General features: G+C 70.5%; 21 protein-coding genes. 13 read left to right on the top strand and 8 right to left on the bottom strand.

What is annotated here, in order from left to right:
- Position 1: 1 nt before the first annotated feature.
- Complete coding sequence (locus DAERI_RS06715) at positions 2-1,219, bottom strand: RNA-guided endonuclease InsQ/TnpB family protein (RefSeq protein ID WP_103128642.1); 1,218 nt, start codon at positions 1,217-1,219, stop codon at positions 2-4.
- 536 nt (positions 1,220-1,755) lie between these two features.
- Between DAERI_RS06715 and DAERI_RS06710 the strand changes: the two genes are divergently transcribed.
- The 7 genes from DAERI_RS06710 to DAERI_RS06680 all read left to right on the top strand — a co-directional run bounded on the left by DAERI_RS06710 (position 1,756) and on the right by DAERI_RS06680 (position 8,645).
- Positions 1,756-2,451, top strand: coding sequence for an amino acid ABC transporter permease (locus DAERI_RS06710; RefSeq protein WP_103128641.1), 696 nt, complete (start codon positions 1,756-1,758; stop codon positions 2,449-2,451).
- The gene (locus tag DAERI_RS06705) at positions 2,451-3,359 is read left to right on the top strand and encodes a zinc-dependent alcohol dehydrogenase (RefSeq protein ID WP_103128640.1); all 909 of its coding nucleotides are present in this window, start codon (positions 2,451-2,453) and stop codon (positions 3,357-3,359) included. The genes DAERI_RS06710 and DAERI_RS06705 overlap by 1 nt, the downstream gene beginning before the upstream one ends.
- On the top strand, positions 3,356-4,216 hold the full coding sequence (locus tag DAERI_RS06700) for an AraC family transcriptional regulator (protein ID WP_165794100.1): 861 nt from the start codon (positions 3,356-3,358) through the stop codon (positions 4,214-4,216). Before DAERI_RS06705 ends, DAERI_RS06700 begins: the two co-directional genes overlap by 4 nt.
- 10 nt (positions 4,217-4,226) lie before the next feature.
- The gene (locus DAERI_RS06695; RefSeq protein ID WP_103128638.1) at positions 4,227-4,937 is read left to right on the top strand and encodes an AzlC family ABC transporter permease; all 711 of its coding nucleotides are present in this window, start codon (positions 4,227-4,229) and stop codon (positions 4,935-4,937) included.
- Positions 4,934-5,230, top strand: coding sequence for an AzlD domain-containing protein (locus tag DAERI_RS06690; RefSeq protein WP_103128637.1), 297 nt, complete (start codon positions 4,934-4,936; stop codon positions 5,228-5,230). The genes DAERI_RS06695 and DAERI_RS06690 overlap by 4 nt, the downstream gene beginning before the upstream one ends.
- A 418-nt stretch (positions 5,231-5,648) precedes the next feature.
- On the top strand, positions 5,649-7,379 hold the full coding sequence (locus tag DAERI_RS06685; protein WP_103128636.1) for a PASTA domain-containing protein: 1,731 nt from the start codon (positions 5,649-5,651) through the stop codon (positions 7,377-7,379).
- 132 nt (positions 7,380-7,511) lie between these two features.
- A complete protein-coding gene (locus tag DAERI_RS06680; protein ID WP_103128635.1) occupies positions 7,512-8,645 on the top strand; it encodes a cysteine desulfurase family protein in 1,134 nt (377 codons plus the stop codon).
- Here the strand turns inward: DAERI_RS06680 and DAERI_RS06675 are convergent.
- The 4 genes from DAERI_RS06675 to DAERI_RS06660 all read right to left on the bottom strand — a co-directional run bounded on the left by DAERI_RS06675 (position 8,632) and on the right by DAERI_RS06660 (position 13,627).
- A complete protein-coding gene (locus tag DAERI_RS06675) occupies positions 8,632-9,324 on the bottom strand; it encodes a Nif3-like dinuclear metal center hexameric protein (RefSeq protein WP_103128634.1) in 693 nt (230 codons plus the stop codon). The genes DAERI_RS06680 and DAERI_RS06675 overlap by 14 nt on opposite strands.
- Before the next feature lie 166 nt (positions 9,325-9,490).
- Positions 9,491-12,256 carry a valine--tRNA ligase gene (locus DAERI_RS06670; RefSeq protein WP_103128633.1) on the bottom strand — a complete coding sequence of 922 codons (2,766 nt, stop codon included), beginning with the start codon at positions 12,254-12,256 and terminating at the stop codon, positions 9,491-9,493.
- Positions 12,249-12,752 carry an NUDIX domain-containing protein gene (locus DAERI_RS06665; RefSeq protein WP_235610280.1) on the bottom strand — a complete coding sequence of 168 codons (504 nt, stop codon included), beginning with the start codon at positions 12,750-12,752 and terminating at the stop codon, positions 12,249-12,251. The genes DAERI_RS06670 and DAERI_RS06665 overlap by 8 nt, the downstream gene beginning before the upstream one ends.
- A 353-nt stretch (positions 12,753-13,105) precedes the next feature.
- Positions 13,106-13,627 carry a DUF4388 domain-containing protein gene (locus DAERI_RS06660; protein WP_103128632.1) on the bottom strand — a complete coding sequence of 174 codons (522 nt, stop codon included), beginning with the start codon at positions 13,625-13,627 and terminating at the stop codon, positions 13,106-13,108.
- A gap of 161 nt (positions 13,628-13,788) precedes the next feature.
- On the opposite strand from DAERI_RS06660, the gene pdxH reads away from it, so the two are divergent.
- The 4 genes from pdxH to mqnB all read left to right on the top strand — a co-directional run bounded on the left by pdxH (position 13,789) and on the right by mqnB (position 17,596).
- The gene (gene pdxH, locus DAERI_RS06655) at positions 13,789-14,433 is read left to right on the top strand and encodes a pyridoxamine 5'-phosphate oxidase (protein ID WP_103128631.1); all 645 of its coding nucleotides are present in this window, start codon (positions 13,789-13,791) and stop codon (positions 14,431-14,433) included.
- Between the two features lie 300 nt (positions 14,434-14,733).
- Positions 14,734-15,258 carry an NfeD family protein gene (locus DAERI_RS06650; protein WP_103128630.1) on the top strand — a complete coding sequence of 175 codons (525 nt, stop codon included), beginning with the start codon at positions 14,734-14,736 and terminating at the stop codon, positions 15,256-15,258.
- 31 nt (positions 15,259-15,289) lie between these two features.
- A complete protein-coding gene (locus DAERI_RS06645; RefSeq protein WP_103128629.1) occupies positions 15,290-16,894 on the top strand; it encodes a flotillin family protein in 1,605 nt (534 codons plus the stop codon).
- A gap of 72 nt (positions 16,895-16,966) precedes the next feature.
- Complete coding sequence (mqnB, locus tag DAERI_RS06640; protein ID WP_103128628.1) at positions 16,967-17,596, top strand: futalosine hydrolase; 630 nt, start codon at positions 16,967-16,969, stop codon at positions 17,594-17,596.
- Positions 17,597-17,611: 15 nt separating this feature from the next.
- Here mqnB and DAERI_RS06635 read toward each other — a convergent pair whose 3' ends face one another.
- The 3 genes from DAERI_RS06635 to DAERI_RS22345 all read right to left on the bottom strand — a co-directional run bounded on the left by DAERI_RS06635 (position 17,612) and on the right by DAERI_RS22345 (position 18,592).
- Positions 17,612-17,905 carry a hypothetical protein gene (locus DAERI_RS06635; RefSeq protein WP_103128627.1) on the bottom strand — a complete coding sequence of 98 codons (294 nt, stop codon included), beginning with the start codon at positions 17,903-17,905 and terminating at the stop codon, positions 17,612-17,614.
- A 102-nt stretch (positions 17,906-18,007) separates the two neighbouring features.
- Positions 18,008-18,424 (bottom strand): uracil-DNA glycosylase, encoded by a 417-nt coding sequence (locus DAERI_RS06630; RefSeq protein WP_103128626.1) that lies wholly within the window; start codon positions 18,422-18,424, stop codon positions 18,008-18,010.
- Positions 18,425-18,445: 21 nt separating this feature from the next.
- Positions 18,446-18,592: a hypothetical protein gene (locus tag DAERI_RS22345; protein ID WP_165794099.1), complete on the bottom strand. Its 147-nt coding sequence runs from the start codon at positions 18,590-18,592 to the stop codon at positions 18,446-18,448.
- A 228-nt stretch (positions 18,593-18,820) separates the two neighbouring features.
- On the opposite strand from DAERI_RS22345, the gene tdh reads away from it, so the two are divergent.
- Positions 18,821-19,882: an L-threonine 3-dehydrogenase gene (gene tdh / locus DAERI_RS06625; protein WP_103128694.1), complete on the top strand. Its 1,062-nt coding sequence runs from the start codon at positions 18,821-18,823 to the stop codon at positions 19,880-19,882.
- Positions 19,875-20,492, top strand: a complete 618-nt coding sequence (locus DAERI_RS06620) for a LysE family translocator (RefSeq protein WP_103128625.1) — start codon at positions 19,875-19,877, stop codon at positions 20,490-20,492. The genes tdh and DAERI_RS06620 overlap by 8 nt, the downstream gene beginning before the upstream one ends.
- The last annotated feature ends 130 nt before the right edge of the window (positions 20,493-20,622 follow it).

The raw sequence follows: 20,622 nt of genomic DNA, 5'->3' as shown, positions 1-20,622 counted from the left end.
CCTACTCCACACACTGAAGTGCGAGGCTTCTCAGTCCACGTATGACTTCTACGTTCTGGACTGATGGCAAGGCCCTTGCCAGGATGTTCAAGGCCGCGTTGTGGTCGGCGTTCGCCGTATGACCACAGTTCACGCACCTAAACTTCGCCTGCCCTATCCGGTTCTCCCGGCAGGCACGGCCGCATTCGTGGCATGTCTGCGAGGTGTAGCGGGGGTCTACGGTGGTGACGGTCCGTCCGGCGCTTGCAGCCTTGAGGGACAGGAGAGAGAAGAACTGACCCCACCCGACATCGTGGATAGACCGGGCGAGGTTGCCTCGCCCCATCCCCGATACGTTCAGGGCTTCGTGGGCCACCAAGTCGTTTTCCCGAATCAGCTTGGTGGCGGTCTTGTGGTGGAAATCGAGTCGCTGCCGCGCCACCTTGCGGTGCAACTTGGCGACAACAGCTTTGGCCTTCTTCCGGCGATTGGAGCCGCGCTTGCGGCGACTGAGCGCGCGCTGAGCCACCCGTAGCTTTTTCATGCCGCGCTGGAAGTGGCGGGGGTTCTCCACGAACTCCCCATCGGAGGTGATGGCAAACCATGTGGTACCCACGTCCACACCCACCGCCGACCCGGTAGCCGGAAGGGGCTGGGCTTGCACCTCGCAGACATAGGAGACATACCACTCCCCGCATTCCCGACGGATGGTCGCGGTCTTGACCTTGCCTTCCAGCGGGCGGTGCAGCCGGATGCGGAGGTTACCGATTTTGGAGAAGAACGCGGTCTTCGCCGAGACGCTGAAGCCGGACTGCGGATAGCAAATGGAGTCGTACCAACCTGCACCCTTGAACCTGGGATAACCGGGCGTCTGCCCCGCCTTCACCCGGCGGAAGAACGCCTTGAAGGCCTTGTCCAGCCGCTTGAGTACGTCCTGAAGCACCTGCGAATAGACCCCGGCGTATTCCGGCAGCGCGGCTTTGATTTCGGTCAGGTCCTTCATCTGGTCGTAGGCCGTGATGGATACGCCCGCCTTGCGGTAGGCGTCTCGGCGCTCCTGAAGAGCGGCGTTGTACAGGTTGCGGCAGAACCTCAGTTGCTCCAGCAACACAGATTCCTGCGCTTTGGTCGGGCGCAGACGATAGCGGAACGTCTTGAGATGGGTGGTAGTCTGGATGTGCGGCACCTCCTTGAAAGGTGTCTGCCACGGTCCCGGCAGGTACGAACTGCGCGGGGCCATTGCCCTTTCAGTTTACCACGGTACGGCGGCGCTTTCGCTTCAGACGGAAGCATCGGCACCGCCCCTGTCGGGGGCCTGGGCTATCCATCCCTGGGTTGTAACCCGGAGCATTCCGCCCAGACCCTTTTCTGTAACTCAGCTTTGCCCAGTGACGGGCGGGCAGCATGACAACGCGGGGAACGCAGGGGCGTCACGTCAGCCCACGACCGAACCTCTCACCAGGAAAGGAAGTGGCCGGACGCCCTGTGGAGAGGGTGTGTCCGGCCCGGTACTGCTCATGGCTCAACATAAGCATACCAGAAAGCGCCCCAAGCCGCGCAGGAAAGCCAGGAAGCAACGGAAACGGGTGACACCGTGGAAGGAGTTGATTGGCCTCGCCTCGCTGGTCTGGAGCGTCTTCCGGTTTCTATGGGAGCATGGTCATCGGAGTAGTGAATAGCTGCTCTGAACTGGGTTTAAGCCTCTCGCGCCCCGCTTGACTTGCCCGCCGCCCCCACTGGGCGGTTTTTTCTTTTCGCACATTAGACTGGCCCGGCATGGCCGACCTCATCACCGGCTTCCGCACCATCCTCGCGGGTGACTATCCGGCGCTGCTGCTCTCCGGCCTGGGCCTCACGCTCGCCGTGAGCCTGTGTGCGCTGGGGGTGTCGGTGGTGTTGGGCACGGCCCTGGGTGTGGCGCGGGTCTTCCGGGTGCCCGTGCTGGGGGCGTTCGGCAACGCCTACGTGGAGGTCGTGCGCGGCATTCCGCTGATCGTGCTCCTCAGCGTTGTGTACTACGGCTTGCCCGCGCTGGGGCTCACGCTGGGGGACTTTCCGGCGGCGGTGCTTGCCCTGGGGATGTACTCGGCGGCGTACACGAGTGAGATCGTGCGCGGCGGCCTGACGAGCGTGCCGTCTGGGCAGATCGAGGCCGCGCGGAGCCTGGGCCTGAGCCGCGCGCAGGCGCTGCGCTTCGTGGTGCTGCCGCAGGCGTGGCGGGTCGCGCTGCCCGCGCTGGGCAACGAGTTCGTCAGCCTCATTTTGGGCAGCAGCCTCGCCAGCGCCGTCACCCTCCAGGAACTCTTCGCCCAGGGCAAGTACATCACGGGCGTCACCTACCGCCAGTTCGAGGTGTACGCCGTCCTCGCCGCCGTGTACTTCGTGCTGACCTTCACCCTGACCCGCCTCGTCCGCGCGCTGGAGCGGCGTTTGGGCCGTGGTCAGACTCTTCCCAATCGGCGGGTGATCTGATGAGAGTCCGCCGCCTGGTGCTGAGCGCCCCACGCACGTTCCTCTGGGAAGAGGAAGTGCTACCCCCACCCGGTCCCGGCGAGGTGTGGGTGCGGACCCGTCTGAGTGCCGTGAGCGTCGGGTCGGAGTTGAGCGTGGTGGAGGGCCGGGCGTCCGGCGCGGTTTATCCCTGCCCCCTCGGCTACCAGACGCTCGGTGTGGTGGAGGCGGTGGGGGAGGGGGTGTCCTTGACTCCCGGAGGCCGGGTGGTGACCACACTCGGCCATGCGAGCGGCGGGCTGCACTCTGCTTCCACGGTACTCCCCGTTCCCGATCACGTCCCTGACCGGGTGGCCCTCGCCGCCATTCTGGGCGAGGAGACACACAAGGGCGTTTGCAAAGTCGACCCTCAGCCGGGCGAGCGGGTGCTGGTCGCTGGCGTGGGATTGCTGGGCCTCCTGACCGTGTTCAACCTGACCCGGCGGGGCGTGCGGGACGTGACCGTGCTGGAACCGGACGAGGAGCGCCGTGCCTTGGCCGAGGAGTTCGGGGCCGTGGCTTTGCCTCCCGGAGGTCTGTCCCACGACTCCTTCGACGTGGGGTTCGAGTGCAGCGCGTCCCCATCGGGCTTCGCGGAGCTGCTGGAACACTTGCGCCCCAGGGGCCGGGCCTGCGTGCTGTCGGACGGGAACTGGGGAACGCTGAGCCTGCCCCCCGCCTTCCACACCCGCGAGCTGACCGTGACGGCCTCCAGCGACGGGGAGGACTACGCCGCTTACGCGCGGTGGCTGTGGGACCGCGCCGACCCTCTGCTGGAACGGCTGTTCGCGGTCACGGTCAGACCGGACGACCTGCCCGGCACCTTCCGGCGGCTGTCCACCCTGCCCCGCCCCGTCTCGCTCGTCGCCGACTGGACGGGAGAGGCGTGAGGGCTGGGACCTCGGCGGGTGAGCGCGCCACCTTCACCCGGAGCCCGGACCTGCCGGAGGTGGAGACGCTGACGGCGCGGTACGTCACCCACCGCTTCCTGCCCCACACCCACGAGGCGCTCGTGCTAGGCGTGATCGAGGGAGGGGCGGAGGGCTTCCGGTTCCGGGGCGGGCAGGTCGTCGCCCCGGCGGGCAGCGTGGTCGTGGTGCCCCCCGGCGAGGTCCACACCGGGGAGGCCGCCGCGCCCCAGGGGTGGGCCTACCGGGTGCTGTACCTGGGCCCCGATTGGCTCGCCGGGGCGGGAGTGGCGCCTGGGGTGGGATTTCGGGAGGCCAGTGTGGAGGACCCCGACCTCGCCGCCCACGTTCGCCTCGCCCACGCCGCCCTGACGCGGCCCGGCGCCTCCCCCCTGGCCCGCGAGACGCTGCTGCGCGCGGCGTTGGCCCGCCTCGTGGCCCGGTACGCGGACGCTCGGCCCCGCCAGGACATAATCCCCGTTCCCCGCGCGGTCGGCGAGGCCCGCGCCTTTCTCGACGCGCACCCGGAGGCGGGCGTCACCCTGACCGGGCTCGCGGCGCGGGTGGGCCTGAGCCCCGCGCATCTGGCGCGGTCGTTTAGCGCCGTGCTCGGCGTGCCGCCGCACACCTACCAGATGACGGCCCGCGTGCGCCTCGCCCGGTGCCTGCTCGACGGCGGAGCCTCTCCCGCCGAGGCGGCCCTCACCGCTGGGTTCGCCGATCAGGCCCACCTGACCCGGGTGTTCAAGCGGGTGGTGGGGGTGCCGCCGGGGGCGTACCTCCGCCCAGCTCCCGGCGCAGCAGGATCGTTCAAGACGGGAGCGCTCCCGGCCCGCTAGGCTCGCGGGCATGGTCGCCGTGTCCCCCCCATCCTTCTGGCCCCCGTTCTGGCGCGGCTTCCGGGCCCTGATGCCGCTGTGGCTGGGCGTGATCCCCTTCGCCGTCGCCTACGCGGTCACGGCGCGGGCGGCGGGGTTGGGGGTGGGGGAGACCCAACTGATGAGCCTGACCGTCTTTGCCGGAGCGTCCCAGTTCGCGGCGGCGGGCCTCTTCGCCGGGGGAGCCTCGGCGCTGGGCATCGTCGCCACCACCTTTCTCCTCAACGTCCGGCATGTGCTGTACGGCCTGAGCCTCGCGCGGCAGGTGCCCCTGACCCGCACGCAACGGGCGATCGCCGCCCAATTCCTCACCGACGAGGCGTACGGGATGGCGGTCGTGCGCGGGCCGGGCGAGCCGGGGGGCCTGAGCTTCGCCTTCCTGCTGGGCGCGGAACTCAGCCTGTATGTCGTGTGGAACGCGGCCACGCTCGCCGGGGCGCTGGCGGGCGGCATCCTGCCCGATCCCGCTGCGCTCGGGGTGGGCGTGATCTTCCCGCTCGCCTTCCTGGGCTTACTCGTGCCCCTGCTCGTGGACCGGGGGGCCATCTTGGTCGCGCTCGCCTCGGGGCTGGGGGCGTGGGGCCTCTCCCGCGTGCTGCCGGGCGGGCTGGTCGTGCTGCTCGCCGGGGTGGGTGGGGCGCTGCTGGGGGCGTTTCTCGTCACGCGGGGGGAGAAGGCGTGAGCGCCCCCCTCGTCATCGCGCTGATGTGGCTCGTCACGTACCCGTCGCGCCTGCTGGGCCTCAGCCTGGGCCGCTTGAACTTGCCGCCCTTCTGGCTGGCCTTCCTGCGCTTCGTGCCCGTCAGCGTCTTCGCCGCCCTGATCGTGCCCGACGTGCTGGGCAGCCCCGAGTGGCCCCGCCGCCTTCCTGCCGCCCTGGTCGGCGCGCTGCTCATGTGGCGCACCCGGAGCCTCGCCCTGGGAATTTTGGGAGGGTTCGCCGTTTACTGGGCGGTGAGAGTGGCCTTGGGGTAACGTTTTTCTCCCTCTCCCCTCGTGGGAGACTCGTAGAGCTGCTTGCAGAGGGTCGGGGTGAGGGGGCGTGTGACCACCTCAATGGACTGTTCCCACGAGCGGCCTGGACATTCTGATTGGCCTCGGGACGCCAGGCCAGTTCACCCCCTCTCCTGCGGAGCTGTACCAGTCCCAACCTCCCCCCTCAAGGGGGAGGGGAGCCGTCATATACAGCCTCTCTCTCCGTTGAAAGACTTTCCGCGCGACACTCCGTCGAGGAAGCGTGTGCCCAGCGTCAGCCCCTGTACAGTGGCCTGTCTCGTCTGTCCGCCGCGCTGCCTGTCGTCCGCATTCCCCTGCCGGTGTGACAGGCCCATGCGGCCTCCTCCAAGCTCGTCCGTCCCCTCTCCTCACCCCGCCGCGCTATGCTGGCGGACGCATGACGGGCCAGACGGCAGCGGTAATTGACGGGAAGTACCAGGTGGTGCGGGAACTCTCGCGCGAGGGGCACGTGACCCTCAGCGAGGTTCGCGCGGGCGAGGGCGCGACGCGCCGGGTGGCGTGGTTCGACGTGACCTCGCCCGCCGCGCGTCAGGGCTTCCACGCCTACCGCGCGGCCCTGCGCGCCATCGCCCCGGCGGGCCTGACCGACGTGGTCGCGCGCCCCGGGGCCTACTACGCGGTGTGGCAGCCCGTGACGGGCACGCCGCTTTCCGAGTTCGCCGCCCAGCCCAAGAAGCAGGAGGAGACGGTGGAGGCGGTGCAGGCCCTCGCCGCCCGACTCGCCGAGCACGGCTACGCCCTCCCCGACGCCGACGTGCTGGTGGACGGCAAGGAGGTGCGCGTCGCCTACCTGCGCCCCGCCCCCGAGGGCCGCACCCCCGAGGAGGTCGCCCGGCTCAACGCCGCCGCCCTCGCGCCGCTGAACCGGGGGCGGGTGCGCCGCAAGCGGCAGCCGGGAGCGTGGCTCACCTTCGTGCCGGGGCTGCTGCTGCTGGGCGGCGCGGGGTATCTGGGGGCACAGGCCGCGCAGATCTACCTCAACCCGCCCGTGCGCGAGATCGCGGCGGTGACGGGCAAGCCCGCGCCCGAGGCTGCCCGGACCCTGACCGCCGCCGGATTCCAGGTGAACTACGCCAAGGGCGACGCCGCCAACCTGCCCATCGGGGCCGTGATCCGGCAGGACCCGCCGGCGGGGACGAATCTCCCGGTGGGGCGGCAGGTCACCCTGACGGTCAACAACCCGCCCTCGGTGACCGTGCCCCGGCTGGAGGAACTCACGGTGGAGCAGGCCCGCGCCTCGCTGCGCGACAACGCGCTGACCCTGGGGCGGGTCATCCGGGTGGACGGCACCCTCACCAAGACGCCCGAGGGCCGGGTGATCGCGCAGGTGCCCGACCCCGGCGCGGACCTCCAGCGTGGGCAGCCCGTGCAGCTTATGGTGTCTACCGGGGTGCGCGGCAAGGAGACGTGGCTCACCAACCTGCAAGGCCTGACCTATCAGGCGGCCCGCGAACACGCGCGCATCGCCGGGCTGGTGATCACCCGCGTGATCCAGCAGCCCAGCGACGCCCCGGAGAACACGGTGCTCGACCAGACGCCCGCGCCCTACGTGCGGGTGCCGGTGGGCAGCCCGGTCACGCTGACGGTCGCCGTCGCCCGCTACAGCCCGCCCTCCCAGCCCGCGGGCAGCCTGCCCCTGCCGCCGCCCGTCACCTCTCCCGCGAACGGGGAGGGCGGTACGGGGCAGCCTGGCACCGACGCGACCGGTCAGGGCGATACCGGGCAAACGGACACCGGCGGGACGGAGGTGGCCCCCCCCGAGGCCCCCGGGACCACGCCCGACGGAACCACGACGGACGGGACCACCACCGATGGGACGACGGCCCCACTCACGCCCGAGCAGATTCCCGCGACCCCCCCGGACTCCGGCACGACCCCCGACGCGACGGCGCGGACGGTCAACTTCCGGTACGAGTTCCCCCAGGACCTGCCCGCGGGCACCTACACCATCGTCGTGCGCGACACGGACGGGGAGCGGCTGGTGGTCGGCCCGACGGACAGCAGCCAACTGGCGGGCTCGGTCGCCGAGGGCCCTGAGACCGTCCGCGGCGACGCCACCTTCGTGATCCGGCGGGACGGCAGCGAGTACGCGACGGTCACGCCGTAGCGGCGGGCTTCAGTCACATCAGGGGGCAGGGGGGCTTGTCGTCCTGCACGAAGCGAAGGGCCACCTCTTCCAGCGCGGGCTGAGGCTGCCCCGCCCCCGCCCAACAGGACACCTTTCCGGCCCCCACCTCCCATGATCTACCTCGACTACGCCGCCACCCACCCCATGACGCCCGAGGCCCTCGCCGCCTACGCGCACGCCGCCGCCTTGCCCGGCAATCCCGCCTCCGTCCACGCGGCGGGGCAGGCCGCCCGCGAGCGGCTGGAGGAGGGCCGCGCCCGCGTCGCCGCCGCCCTGGGAGTGGACGCCCGCACCCTGATCGCCAACGGCGGGGGCACCGAGGGGGACAATCACGTGCTGCTCGGGGTGGCGCGGGCCTGGACCGAGGCGCACGGGCGGCCCGGCCACCTCGTGACCACCCGGACCGAGCACTCCGCCGTCCTCGCCCCCGCCCGCTGGCTGGCGGGTCAGGGCTGGGACGTGACGTTCCTCCAGCCGGACGCGCAGGGCCGCTATTCGCCCGAACTCCTCGCGGACGCTTTGCGGGAGGGCACCGCCCTCGTCTCCATCCATCACGCCAACAACGAGATCGGCACCGTGCAGGACACGGCCGCGCTCGCCGCCGTCGCCGCCGCAAGGGGCATTCCCTACCACACCGACGCGGTGCAGGCCCCCGGCGTGCTGCCCCTCGACCTGTCCGGATGGGGGGTCACCTTCGCCACCTTCAGCGCCCACAAGTGGGGCGGGCCGCGTGGGGTGGGCTTCCTGTACGTGAGACGCGGCACCACGCTGCCCCCCGTCACCCTGGGCGGGGGGCAGGAGGGCGGGCTGCGCCCCGGCACCCAGAACACGGCGGGCGTATACGCGGCGGGCGTGGCCCTCACCCACGCGGAGGAGGCGCGGGAGGCGACCTTCGACCACCTCACCCGGATGCGGGAGCGATTTCTGGCGCGGGCGGCGTCCATCCCCGGCCTGCGCGTCAACCACCCGCCGGACGCCAGCCCCAAGGTCGCCTCCGTCACCCTGCCCGGCGCGGACGGCGAGGCGCTGCTGATGAACCTCGACCTGCTGGGCGTGTCGGCGAGTGCCGGGAGTGCGTGCGCCGCCGGGACGATGCAGCCCAGCCACGTGCTGACCGCCCTCGGCCTGAGCGAGGAGGAGGCCCGCGCCACCCTGCGCTTCAGCTTCGGGGCTGCGACGACCGGGGAAGAGGTGGACGCGGCGGCGGACGCGCTGGCACAGGCGGCGGAATTCAGCCGGGCGTGACGGGTTCGGCGGGGTAGACCCGGGTTTCCAACTCCGGGAACGCCGCCCGCAGTTCCCGCGCGAGCTGCCGCAGCCCCCACAGCTCGGTGCGGCGGTGCCCCAGCGCGATCACCCCCATTCCCAGTTCCCGCGCCGCTCCCGCCGCCGAGGGCCGCATCTGCCCGGTGAGGTAGAGCCGCGCGCCCATATCGGCCACCTGCCGGATCAGCCCGGGATTCATGGCGTTCATCAGGGCGAGGCGCAGGGGGAGGGGAGCGTCCGGCGCGGGCGGCCACGAGTCGTCCTCGCCGCCGAGTTCGGCCAGGATCGCGGCCCGCACCTCCCGCCACGTCCACTGCGGCGGCGTTGCGGTGATGCCCGCCAGCTTTCCCTCGCGGACGACCTCGCGCACGTCCGTCCATCCCAGGGCACGGGCCAGGCGCCAATTCGGCCCGGTGGTGAGGTGGAGGTCGAAGCCGTCGTGGGCGCCCAGCACGCCGAGCCCCGGCCAGGCGTCCCCCACCCGCCGGGCGCGGTGGAGGAAGAGGGCGTCGGCCTCCAGGGTGGGCGGCAGGTCGCCCGGTTCCAGGGCCAGCGCCAGGCGCCGCACCTCGTCGGGGCCCGGCCGGAAGAGCGGGTGCGCCTCCCCGAGGGTGTCGCGCAGCCAGTCGGCGAGGTCGGTGAGGGTGGGCGGGGTCATGCCCCAGGATGCCGCGTTCTCAGCGCCACGTCTCATCGGGGGCGGGCGGAATCTCGCCGGACCCAGGCAGGGCGAGGAGGTGGAGGGTCGGCCGCATCCGCCCGGGGTAAGGGACGCGCCCCGCGTCCGAGGTCGGATACGGGGCGGTAAAGCGTCCGGGCGAGGCTTACGCGAACTGGGCCAGCACCTGCTCCAGCCGCTCCTTTTGCGCCCCGAAGTCCTGCACCCGGCGCCGCTCCTCCTCGACCACCTCGGCGGGGGCGCGGGCCACGAAGCCCTCGTTGTTCAATTTGCCCTGTGCCTGCTTGATCTGCTTGTCGAACTCGGCGAGGCGCTTACGCTGCTTGGTGAGCCAGTCGCCCACGTCCACCGTGCCCTCCAGCGGGGCGCGGATGGTCACGCCCTGCTCGACGGCGCTGAGGGTCCGGCCCGTGAGCGAGGGCACCAGCGTCACGCGGGCGATCCCCTCCACCACCCGGGCGTTCTCCTGCACCAGGGGGGCGAGGGGACCCTCCACCGTCACATTCAGGCGGTCCTGCGGCGCCAGGCCGAGTTCGTTCTTCAGGCTGCGGGCGGCGCTCACGGCGGCACGCAGGGCGCCAAAGGCGCGGGTGGCCTCGGTGTCGTGGAGCGCGGGGTCGGGCTGCGGCCACGAGTGCAGCGCCAGTTGGCGGCGGTGCCCCAGCGCGGCGTACAGCTCCGAGGTGATGAAGGGCATGAAGGGGTGCAGCAGCTTCAGGATGTGCTCCAGCACGGCCTTGAGGGTCGCCAGCGTGCCGAGTTGCCCCTGGGCCAGCGCGGGTTTGGCCGCCTCGATGTACCAGTCGCAGAACTCGTCCCAGGTAAACGAGTACAGGGTGCGGATGGCCGCGCCGATGTCATAGGCGCCAAGCTGGGCGGTCGCCTCGCCGGTCACCTCGTCCAGGCGGCTGATGATCCAGCGGTCGGCGAGGGTGAGGTCGGGCCGGGTGCGGAGCGCGGCCAGGGCGTCCCGGCTGCGCAGCGTCTCGCCCTCCTGGCGGTCCACGGCAGCGCGCACGTAGTGGGTCAGGGCGTCCTCCCCGGTCAGCCCCGGCACCCCCTCCGACAGCCGCAGCAGGGCGAAGCGCGCGGCGTTCCACAGCTTGTTGGCGAAGTTGCGCCCCTGCTCGTAGCGGCGCTCGTCGTGCCGGATGTCCTGGCCGCCCGTCGAGAGGTACACCCACGCGAAGCGGCAGGCGTCCGTGCCGTACTGGTCCATCAGCACCAGGGGGTCGATGCCGTTCCCCTTGCTCTTGGACATCTTCTGGCCCTTGGCGTCGAGGTACAGACCGTGCAGCATCACCGTGGAGAAGGGCGCCTGCCCCGTGAAGTGATAGCCCGCCATCTCCATGCGCGCCACCCAGAAGAACAGGATGTCGTAGCCGGTCACGAGTACCTGCGTCGGGTAGAACTTGCGGTAGTCCTCGCAGTCGGTGTCCGGCCACCCCAGCGTCGAGAAGGGCCACAGGTTGGAGGAGAACCACGTGTCGAACACATCCGGGTCGCGCCGCAGGTTGAGGTGCGCGTACCGGGGGTCCTGGTCGCAGTCCAGGTCGGGGTTCTCGGGGCTGGGCACGTACACGTTGCCCTCGTCGTCGTACCAGGCGGGGATTTGATGTCCCCACCAGAGCTGGCGCGAGATGTTCCAGTCGCGGATGTTCTCCAGCCAGTCGCGGTTGACCTTGGTGTACCGCTCGGGCGTGAGGCGAATCTCGCCCGCGTCCAGCCCGGCGAGCACCCGCTCGGCCATCGGCCTCATGTGCACGAACCACTGGGTCGAGACGATGGGCTCCACCGGCACCTTCGTCCGCTCGGAAAGGCCGATGGCGGTGTCGTGGTCCTTCTCCTCGAGCAGGTCGCCGGATTCGGCCAGCGCCGCCACCACCGCTTTCCGGGCGGCGAAGCGTTCCATCCCCCGGAACTGCTCCGGCACGAGGTCGCCAGCGAGGTTCCCGTCCAGGTCGATCACGCTGGGCCGCGCGAGCCCATGCCGTTCCCCGATCTCGAAGTCGGTCGGGTCGTGGGCGGGCGTGATCTTGAGCGCCCCGACGCCGAACTCCCGCTCCACCGCCTCGTCGGCGATGATGGGGATGAGGCGGTCGGTGAGGGGAATGCGTGCCCGCTGCCCGATCAGGTGCCGGAACCGCTCGTCCTCGGGATGCACGGCGATGGCCTGATCCGCGAAGATCGTCTCGGGGCGCACGGTGGCGATGCGGATTTCGCCGCTTTCACCGTTGCTGGCGGGCAGGGAGGCGTCCTCCAGCGTATAGCGCAGGGTGTACATCTTGCCCTTGCGCACCTCGCGGTCGATCTCCAGATCCGAGAGCGTCGTCTGCGAGGCCGGGTCCCAGTTCACGATGCGCTCGCCGCGGTAGGCCAGGCCCTCGTGGTACAGCCGCACGAACTGGGCGCGCACGGCCCGGCTCAGCTCCTCGTCCATCGTGAACCGCTCGCGGGTCCAGTCCACGCTCGCGCCCAGCCGGGTCAGTTGGTCGAGGATCATCCCGCCCGACTCGTTCTTCCACGCCCAGACGCGGCTGACAAAGGCCTCTCGCCCCAGGTCGAGCCGGGTCAGGCCCTCATTCTTGAGTTGCCGCTCCACGACCACCTGCGTGCTGATCCCGGCGTGGTCCATGCCCGGCAGGTACAGCGCCTCGAAGCCCTGCATCCGTTTGAAGCGGATCAGCGTGTCGATCAGGGTGTTGTCGAGCGCGTGCCCCAGGTGCAGGTTGCCCGTCACGTTGGGCGGCGGGATCACGATGGTGAAGGGCTCCTTGCCGCTGCTCGCGTCCGCCCGGAAGGGCTCGTTGCGCCAGCGGGCCGCCCACGCGGGCTCGATGGCGGCGGGGTCGAAGGCCTTGGCGAGGGTGTTCGCCTCGGCGGGGAGGTCGGGGGAGGTCGTGTCAGTCATGGGAGGGCTCCATCGGGGAGGCTGAAAGGTGGCGCAGAAGGTCAGGAAGGGCGGCGTCCATCTCCCAGTCGAGGGAGGCGGTGGCGGCAGGCACCCAGCGGAAGGCGAAGCGTTCACCGTCGGCCTGACGCTCCCACTCGTCGGGAAGATCGGGTGGGGCCAGGAACAGGAAGGCGTGGCAGACCTGGCGGGTCAGGCAGTCCGGGAGCTGCGCCTCCCAGAGGTAGGACTTGAGGTACACGGACGGGGGGAGATTCAGGCCCGTCTCCTCACCCAGTTCTCGCCCGGCGGCGGCTTCCGGCGTCTCCCCGGCCTCCACCCCACCCGCCGGAAGTTGCACGCCCGCCTCCGGGGCCTCGGGTTGGTCGAGAACCAGCAACTCAGGCGTTCCGTTCGGGCGCTGGCGGACGACCAGACACATGGCCTTTTCACGCAACAGGTGAAGAGCGGCGAAGTCACGGGCAGTGTCCAAATGATCGAACGGGGTGACAGTCAAGGAAACCTCCAAACGAAAACGCCTCGCCCGCCGGAGCTGATCCTCCGAGTGCGGACGAGACGAGGCATTCCTGCTGGGTCCCGTGGTACCACCGCCGTTCCGGCCCGTATGCGGGCGCGGCGCTCGTAACGCGCGTTGACGGGCGCTCCCGGGGGGCTCTACTCGGCCGGCAGGCCTTTCCTCCCCCTCGCTCGCGGGCGACTTTCCCCGGCTGCCCTCCCGGCTCCGCTCTCAGTCACGGCGGGGCCTTCCTGTGGGCGCAACCTCCGGGTACTCCTCCCGGTCACTGCCCCGCCAGTATACGGGGGCCGGGCCGGGAATGCATGGGTCAGGTGGCTCAGGGGAGGGGCGCCTCACCCCAGCTCGACCAGGCCCGCCGTCACGAAGGGGCGCAGCGTCTCCAGCGTCGTGCGGGGGGGCTGGCCGGTGCGTTCCAGCAGGGTCTTGAGGGGCAGGCCCTCGGGGATCAGGCTCAGGGCCACGTACTGGCCCCGGGTGACGGGTTGCGCCTCCGTCCAGCGCGGGGTGAAGCGCAGGGGCCGGTTCCAGTCGGGAAACACGCGCAGCAGCGGGGCCCAGGCGTCGGCGTCCTCGATCAGGCGGCGCAGGGCGGCGTCGCGGCGCAGCGCGAGGGTCCGCTCGGTGGGGATCACGTCGGGGGCGAAGGCGAATTGCCCACCGTCCAGACTGCTCATCACTTGCAGGGCCGCGTCTCCGGTCAGCGCCCCGGCCCGCGCGTGGACGATCTCCCCCGGCTCCAGCCACAGCTCGCCGCCGCGCGGGTGGGCCACGCTGAACCGCCCCGCCCGCCCGCTGGAGAGCAGCATCTGCATGACGGGCATGAAGGGGAATACCGCCAGGTCACCGCGAACCATATAGGCAGCAGTCTAAGGGGCACACGGACCGTGAAGAAAGGGTGGAGAACGGGGGGGTGGACTGCGGCCGCCTGAGCCTTGTTTCCGGTCAGGCCCCGACCCCCTCGGGCATACTCAGGGTCGACCCCGACGGCCACCGCCCTCATCCCCCGGAGACACCCATGACTGACCTCACCTCCCTGCGCCTCTCCTACGACCGCGCCGAGTTGCGCCGCGCCGACCTGAACCCCGACCCCCTTGCCCAGTTCCAGGGCTGGCTGGACGAGGCCATCCGGGACGGCCTGCGCGAGCCCTACGCCCTGAGCCTCGCCACGGCGGACGCCTCGGGGCGCCCCAGCGTGCGGACGGTGCTGCTGCGCGGGGCGGACGAGCGCGGCCTGACCTTTTACACCAACTACGAGAGCCACAAGGGCCGCGACCTGGCGCAGAACCCAAGGGCCGAGGTCCTCTTCCACTGGGCAGACCACGAGCGCCAGGTCCGCGCCTCGGGAGAGGTCGGGCGTGTCTCCGACGAGGAGAGTACCGCCTACTTCCACGCCCGGCCCTACCAGAGTCAGCTCGCCGCGCACGCCAGCGATCCCCAGAGCGCGCCCATCGAGAACCGGGGGGTGCTCGAAGCCCGCTTCGCCGAACTCCAGGCCCGCTATCCCCAGGGCACGCCCGTCCCCAAGCCCGACTACTGGGGCGGCTACCGGGTGCGCGTGGGGGAGTGGGAGTTCTGGCAGGGCCGCCGCAACCGCATGCACGACCGCTTCCGTTATGCGCGGGAGGGTGAGGGCTGGCGGATCGAGCGGCTGATGCCGTAGGGGAGAGGAAGATGGCCCTCCGGCCCGTGCTGAACGGGTTCTTGGCTCCTCCCCTTGAGAGAGGAGGCGGGGAGGGGGTGAACGTGGACGACCTGCGGCGCGGCAAGGGCCTGAGACAGGCCATCTCGGCGTCCTCCGAGCTGGTCACACGCCCCCTCACCCCAACCCGCTGCTTGGCAGGTCTCCCACAAGGGGAGAGGGAGAACGGGGCCGGCATCACCCGCGCTGGGGGTACACCTCCTTTGCGGCAACTTCCCCGCTCCTGCTCGCGTACCGTAGGGCAAGGAGGACAATCTGGGCATGGACATTTATCTGCTGTGCCTGCTCGTGGGGGGCGGCCTGCTCGCCGCGTCGCTGCTCGGCGGGCATCACGGTGATGTGAGTGCGGGCGATGGGGTGGGACACAGCTCCGACCTGCACGACTTCGCCTCGTGGTTCTCCGTGCGGGCGCTCGTCAGCTTCGCCGCCTTTTTCGGGCTGGCGGGGGTGGTGGGTGGCCTGGCGGGTCTCTCAGGACCGGGACGGCTGCTCGTCGCGCTCGTGACCGGGCTGGCGGTGGGGGCCTTCACCTCGCTCGCCTTCCGGGTGGCGCGCACACGCGGCGAGGTGAGCGCGGCGGCGGGGCGAATGGCGGGACGGACCGGGAAGGTGCTCGTGCCCCCGGCGCCGGGCCGCCCCGGCAAGGTCGCGCTGACGGTCGCGGGGCAGATCGAGCATGTGCTCGCCCGCAGCGACGACCCCCTGCACCCCGGGGACGCGGTCATCGTGATCGGGGCGCAGGGCGGCGTGCTGGACGTGAAAGCCTGGGACGGGCGCGTGGCGTGAGGCCCGGCCCGCAGGAAAGAAGGAGAACACCGTGGTACTCACCGGAACGCTGATCACCGCCGGGCTGATCCTGCTGGGGATCATCCTCGTCTTCATCCTCATCCAGAACTTCCTGATCGTGGTGCCGCCCAACCGGGTACTCGTGATCTCGGGCCGCAGCCGCCGCACCGAGGAGGGGGACACGGTGGGCTACCGGGTCATCCGGGGTGGGCGGGCCTTCCGCATCCCGGTCCTGGAAAAGGTGTCGTGGATGGACCTCACCACCATTCCGCTCGACCTGAGCATCGAGAACGCCTACTCCAAGGGCGGCATCCCGCTCAAGATCCACGCCGTCGCCAACGTGAAGATCAACGCGCAGGAGCCGCAGCTCTCGAACGCCATCGAGCGCTTTCTGGACGTGCCGCGCGAGAACTTGACCGCCATCGTGCGCGACACGCTGGAGGGCAACCTGCGCGGGGTGGTGGCGACCCTGACCCCCGAGGAGATCAATGAGGACCGCCTGCGCTTCGCCGAGGCCCTGATCGAGGAGGCCGAGCACGACACCAACAACCTCGGGATCAAGCTCGACACCCTCAAGATTCAGAACGTGTCGGACGTGGGGGGCTACCTCAACGCCATTGGGCGCCGCAAGGCCGCCGAGGTGCTCAAAGAGGCCCGCATCGCCGAGGCCGAGCGCAACGCGGAGGCGACCCAGGCCGAGGCGCAGGCGTTGCAGCGCAGCCAGGTCGCCCAGGCGATCAGCCAGCAGGCGATCCTGGAGGAGCAGAACCGGCTGGAGGTGCGCCGCACCGAGCTGGGGGCCATCCAGCTCTCGCGCCAGAACGAGGCGGCGGTGGAGGCCGAACTCGCCAAGGTCCGCGCCACCCAGAACTTCGAGCAGGAGCAGGCCGCGCTGGAGGCCGCCCTGCGCCAGCGCCGCGCCGAGGCCCAGCGCCAGGCCCGTATCATCGAGGCCCAGCAGAATGCCGAGGCGTCCGAGGTCGAGGCCCAGGCGAGGCAGCGCGCGACCATCGCCCAGACCGCGTCCCAGCAGGCGATTCTGGAGCGTGAGAATGAGCTGCGCGTCCGCCGGGCCGAGTTGGAGGCGATCTCCGCCGCCCGCGAGAACGAGGCGAAGGTCACCGCCGAGCAGGCCCGCGTGGTCGCCGAGCAGCAACTGGAGCAGGAGCGCGTGATCCTCAACCAGAAGCGCCTGGAGGCCGACGTGGTCGCCCCCGCCCGCGCCCGCCGCGAGGCCGAACTCCTCGCCGCGCAGGCCGCCGCCGCCCCCATCATCGAGGAGGGCCGCGCCAAGGCCCAGGCCGTCAGCCTGATGGTGGAGGCCTTCCGCAACGCGGGGGCCGAGGGCGAGCGCGCCTACGTCCTGAACATGCTGCCGGGCATCGTCGAGCAGTTCGCCAAGAGCGTGCAGGGCATGCAGATCGACAAGCTCACCGTGATCGACTCGGGCAACGGCCAGGCGACGAGGAGCGCCGTGCAGACCCTCCCCGCCAACATCATCGGCATGGTCGAGCAGGTCGAGAACGCGACGGGCGTGAACCTGCTGAGCCTGCTCCAGAACCGGGGCCAGCCGAAGGGGAACGGGGCGAGCGCGGTGCAGCCGCCGCAGGTGGTCGGGACGAAGACGGACGCCTGAACGTTCCTCCAGGCGGACGCTCGCGGGGCCGGGCGTCCGCCTTCCCGTGCCCATCCGCGCTACGGTGGCCCCATGAAGGTGCTGATCGTCGTCGCCACCGCCGGGGAGGCCGCCCGGCTGGCGGACCTGCCCGCCCGGGTGGTGGTCAGTGGCGTCGGGCCGGTGGCCGCCGCACTCGCCACGGCGGACGCGCTTTCCCGGGAACCCTTCGACCTCGCGGTAAGCGCGGGCATCGGGGGGGCGTACCCGGGCAGCGGGCTCGGGCCGGGCGACCTCGCCGTGTCCAGCGTGATCGTGCAGGCCGACCTGGGGGCGCGGGATGGCGACCAGTTTCTCGACCTCACGGCGCTGGGGCTCTCCGTCGTGCCGGACACCCCCCACGCCGGAATCTTCCCCGCCTGGGAGGGGGCACGTGGCCTCGCCGAGCGCGTGGGGGCGGCGTGCGGCCCGACCCTCACGCTGAATACCGTGACCGGAACGGCGCAGCAGGCCCTCGACCTCTCCCGCCGTCACCCCGGCGCGCTCACCGAGGGGATGGAGGGGGCGGGCGTGGCGCACGCGGCGCTGTTCTCCAGTGTTCCGGCCCTGGAGATTCGGGGGGTCAGCAATCCGGTTGGCCCCCGCGACCGCGCGGCCTGGCGTATTCCCGAGGCTCTGTCGGCAACGCGGCGCGGGGTGGAGGGGTTGCTGGGGCTGGGGTAAGCGGTCAGCGCTCCGTCAGCGCGAGTCGTCCACGGGACCCTGGGGCGTGAAGAGCGAGTCGCTCTGGGTGTCGGCACTCGTCTCCTGGTCCAGGTCGAGGGGCTTCCCCGCATCCTCCCCGACCGCCTCGATGCGGAAGGCGTACTCGGGAGCGAGGCCGTCCAGGTGATCCTCCCGCACGGTCCAGAAGATGTCGCCGCGCACCTGGTTGTGGGCGTAGCGCTTGGCGTCCAGCAGGTTGCCAAACTCGCGCTCGAAGTGCTCGGTGGCGGCGCCGGACTGCAACTCCATGCTGAGGCGGTAGGGCACCTTGTCTCCTCTCCCGCGCAGCATGTGCCTTGGTAGGGGGCCAGGCATGTGGGGGCGCCGTCCCGACCTTCAGCGTCGGGTCATGAACGGCGGCCCCCTCCCTTAACCGTTCGCCGTGTCCGGCGCCTGCTGGGGGAACTTGATGCTGACCGTCACGCTCGTCCCAGCGGGCGTCCCCGGCTCCATATTCAGCCAGTGACTGGCCAGCACGGGCGGATTGGGCTGCGGGTCGATGGCGCGCACGAGCACCCGGCCCTGCGAGGGGACGAACAGGCACCAGCCCTCCGGCGTGGCGGAAAAGGCCCGCACGGGCAGGATGCTCTGAAGGGTCAGGTCCTTCCCGTCCGGCCAGTACTCGACGAGCAGGCAGGCGTGCTCGCGGGCCAGGTCGTCGGGGGCCAGGTCGAGCTGCACCTCAATGGCGTCGGGCTGGCCGGGCACGAGGTTCATCCAGCCGGGCACGACGGTGCGGCCGCTGGCGGCGCTCTTGAACTGCGGGGGGGCGCTGGGAGCAGTCATGCGGACAGGGTACCGCAGCGGCTACTCGTTCTGCCCCTGCATCAACGTGCCCAGCAGCGCCCGCATCGCCACGTAGCCCACCGCGAAAAACAGCAGCGGCGTGAGGTTCACCGTGATCTCGGCGTCTTTTTCGGGGGTCAGGGCGTTCTGCCTGCGGTAGCGGATCATGCGTCCAGCGTACCCGGCCAGCCTCCTCCCCACCTTGAGGCTCACTTGGGCCTTCGGCGTGAGAGCGGGCATGGTGGGTGGCCTTCCCCCGCGTTATGGTGGGCTGGAAACCGAGTGCGCCGCCCCAGCGCGGCCCCGCCTATGACGACACCGGGAGGCACCCCCTCCCCGAAAGGACCTGCCATGACCGCCCCCTCGCCCGTTGATACGACCTCGACCCCCACCACCATGAAGGCCCTCAGCAAGCAGGAAGCGCGCGAGGGCTTGTGGATGGTCGAGACGGAAGTGCCCACGCCCGGCCCGAACGACCTGCTCATCCGCATCAAGAACAGCTCCATCTGCGGCACCGACGTGCATATCTACAGGTGGGACGAGTGGGCGCGGAAGACGATCCCCGTCCCCATGGTCGTCGGCCACGAATACGTCGGCGTGGTCGCCGGGATGGGCTCGGAGGTGCGCGGCTTCGAGATCGGGGACCGGGTGAGCGGCGAGGGCCACGTCACCTGTGGGCACTGCCGCAACTGCCGCGCCGGTCGCCGCCACCTCTGCCGCAACACGCAGGGGGTGGGGGTGAACCGCCCGGGAAGTTTTGCCGAGTACCTCGTGCTGCCCGCCTTCAACGCCTTCAAGATCCCCGAGGGCATCCCCGACGAGATCGCCTCCATCTTCGACCCCTTCGGCAATGCGGTCCACACGGCGCTGACCTACGACCTGGTGGGCGAGGACGTGCTGATCACCGGGGCAGGCCCGATTGGCGTGATGGCCGCTGCCGTCGCCCGCCATGTCGGGGCGCGGAACGTCGTGGTGACCGATGTGAACGACTACCGCCTGGACCTGGCGCGGAAGATGGGCGCGACTCGTGCCGTCAACGTCGCCCGCGAGGATCTGTGGGCCGTCGCTCAGACCGAACTCGGCATGACCGAGGGCTTCGACGTGGGGATGGAGATGAGCGGCAGCGGCGCGGCGCTGGCCCAGATGATCCGCACGATGAACCACGGCGGCAAGGTGGCGATGCTGGGCATTCCCTCGGGCCACGTGGACATCGACTGGAACGACGTGATCTTCAAGATGCTGACGATCAAGGGCATCTATGGCCGCGAGATGTTCGAAACCTGGTACAAGATGACGGCCCTGATCCAGTCGGGGCTCGACCTCACCCCCGTCCTGACGCACCGTTTCCCCATCGGCGAGTACCAGAAGGGCTTCGCCGCCATGCTCAGCGGGCGGAGCGGCAAGGTCATCCTGGACTGGGGGGTTGAGGAGACGGCTGCTAGGCTGAGCCATGGTTGATCCCCAGCAGTACGGCGCGTTCTTCCTGGCGGCCCTGGTGCTCGCCGCACTTCCCGGTCCCGGGCTGCTGTACGTCCTCGCGCGCAGCCTGGGCGGGGGGCGGCGCGACGGGGTGCAGAGTTCGCTGGGCACTCTGGTGGGCGGGATGTTCCACGTTTTCGCCTCTGCCGCCGGGCTCTCGGCCCTCATCCTGGCCTCGTCGGTGGCCTTCAGCGTCGTGAAGTACGCGGGCGCCGCTTACCTGATCTACCTCGGCGTGCGCACCCTGCTGTCCCGGGAGAGGCTGGAACTGGACGTGGGCGCTGGGCGGCAACGTCAGGCCTTCACTCAGGGGATCATTACCGAGATGCTCAACCCCAAGACGGCGCTGTTTTTCCTGGCCTTCATCCCCCAGTTCGTTCGCGCCGATGCGGGAAACGTGTTCTGGCAGTTCGTCCTGCTGGGCACCACCTCCGTCGTCCTGAATACGCTCGCCGACCTCCTCGTGGCCGTGTTCGCCGGACCGCTGGGCTCGCGTCTGCGGCTGAATGCCCGCTTCCAGAAGGGTCAGCGCCTCGCTTCCGGCGGGGCGATGATCGCGCTGGGCACCTACGCGGCGGTGGAGCGGTAGGCGGGAGAACTTGCTATGCTGACCCTCATGAGCCTGCAGAACGTGTGGTGGTGGCCCGGAAGTTGACCGGGTGACCTTCCTCGTTTCTGCTGGCAGGCCGCGCCCGGAGTGATCTGGGCGCCTTTTCTTT

The organism is Deinococcus aerius (assembly GCF_002897375.1).
GTDB lineage: Bacteria > Deinococcota > Deinococci > Deinococcales > Deinococcaceae > Deinococcus > Deinococcus aerius.
Note: the sequence above shows the minus strand (reverse complement) of the source record. Positions and strands in the feature narration are given on the sequence as shown.

Coding starts and splice junctions, on each gene's coding strand:
- DAERI_RS06675 (WP_103128634.1), bottom strand. CDS start 9,324: ATGACCCCGCCCACCCTCACCGACCTCGCCGACTGGCTGCGCGACACC.
- DAERI_RS06660 (WP_103128632.1), bottom strand. CDS start 13,627: ATGGTTCGCGGTGACCTGGCGGTATTCCCCTTCATGCCCGTCATGCAG.
- mqnB (WP_103128628.1), top strand. CDS start 16,967: ATGAAGGTGCTGATCGTCGTCGCCACCGCCGGGGAGGCCGCCCGGCTG.
- DAERI_RS06630 (WP_103128626.1), bottom strand. CDS start 18,424: ATGACTGCTCCCAGCGCCCCCCCGCAGTTCAAGAGCGCCGCCAGCGGC.
- DAERI_RS06670 (WP_103128633.1), bottom strand. CDS start 12,256: ATGACTGACACGACCTCCCCCGACCTCCCCGCCGAGGCGAACACCCTC.
- DAERI_RS06685 (WP_103128636.1), top strand. CDS start 5,649: ATGACGGGCCAGACGGCAGCGGTAATTGACGGGAAGTACCAGGTGGTG.
- DAERI_RS06710 (WP_103128641.1), top strand. CDS start 1,756: ATGGCCGACCTCATCACCGGCTTCCGCACCATCCTCGCGGGTGACTAT.
- DAERI_RS06620 (WP_103128625.1), top strand. CDS start 19,875: ATGGTTGATCCCCAGCAGTACGGCGCGTTCTTCCTGGCGGCCCTGGTG.
- DAERI_RS06650 (WP_103128630.1), top strand. CDS start 14,734: ATGGACATTTATCTGCTGTGCCTGCTCGTGGGGGGCGGCCTGCTCGCC.
- DAERI_RS06695 (WP_103128638.1), top strand. CDS start 4,227: ATGGTCGCCGTGTCCCCCCCATCCTTCTGGCCCCCGTTCTGGCGCGGC.
- pdxH (WP_103128631.1), top strand. CDS start 13,789: ATGACTGACCTCACCTCCCTGCGCCTCTCCTACGACCGCGCCGAGTTG.
- DAERI_RS22345 (WP_165794099.1), bottom strand. CDS start 18,592: ATGATCCGCTACCGCAGGCAGAACGCCCTGACCCCCGAAAAAGACGCC.
- tdh (WP_103128694.1), top strand. CDS start 18,821: ATGAAGGCCCTCAGCAAGCAGGAAGCGCGCGAGGGCTTGTGGATGGTC.
- DAERI_RS06705 (WP_103128640.1), top strand. CDS start 2,451: ATGAGAGTCCGCCGCCTGGTGCTGAGCGCCCCACGCACGTTCCTCTGG.
- DAERI_RS06715 (WP_103128642.1), bottom strand. CDS start 1,219: ATGGCCCCGCGCAGTTCGTACCTGCCGGGACCGTGGCAGACACCTTTC.
- DAERI_RS06680 (WP_103128635.1), top strand. CDS start 7,512: ATGATCTACCTCGACTACGCCGCCACCCACCCCATGACGCCCGAGGCC.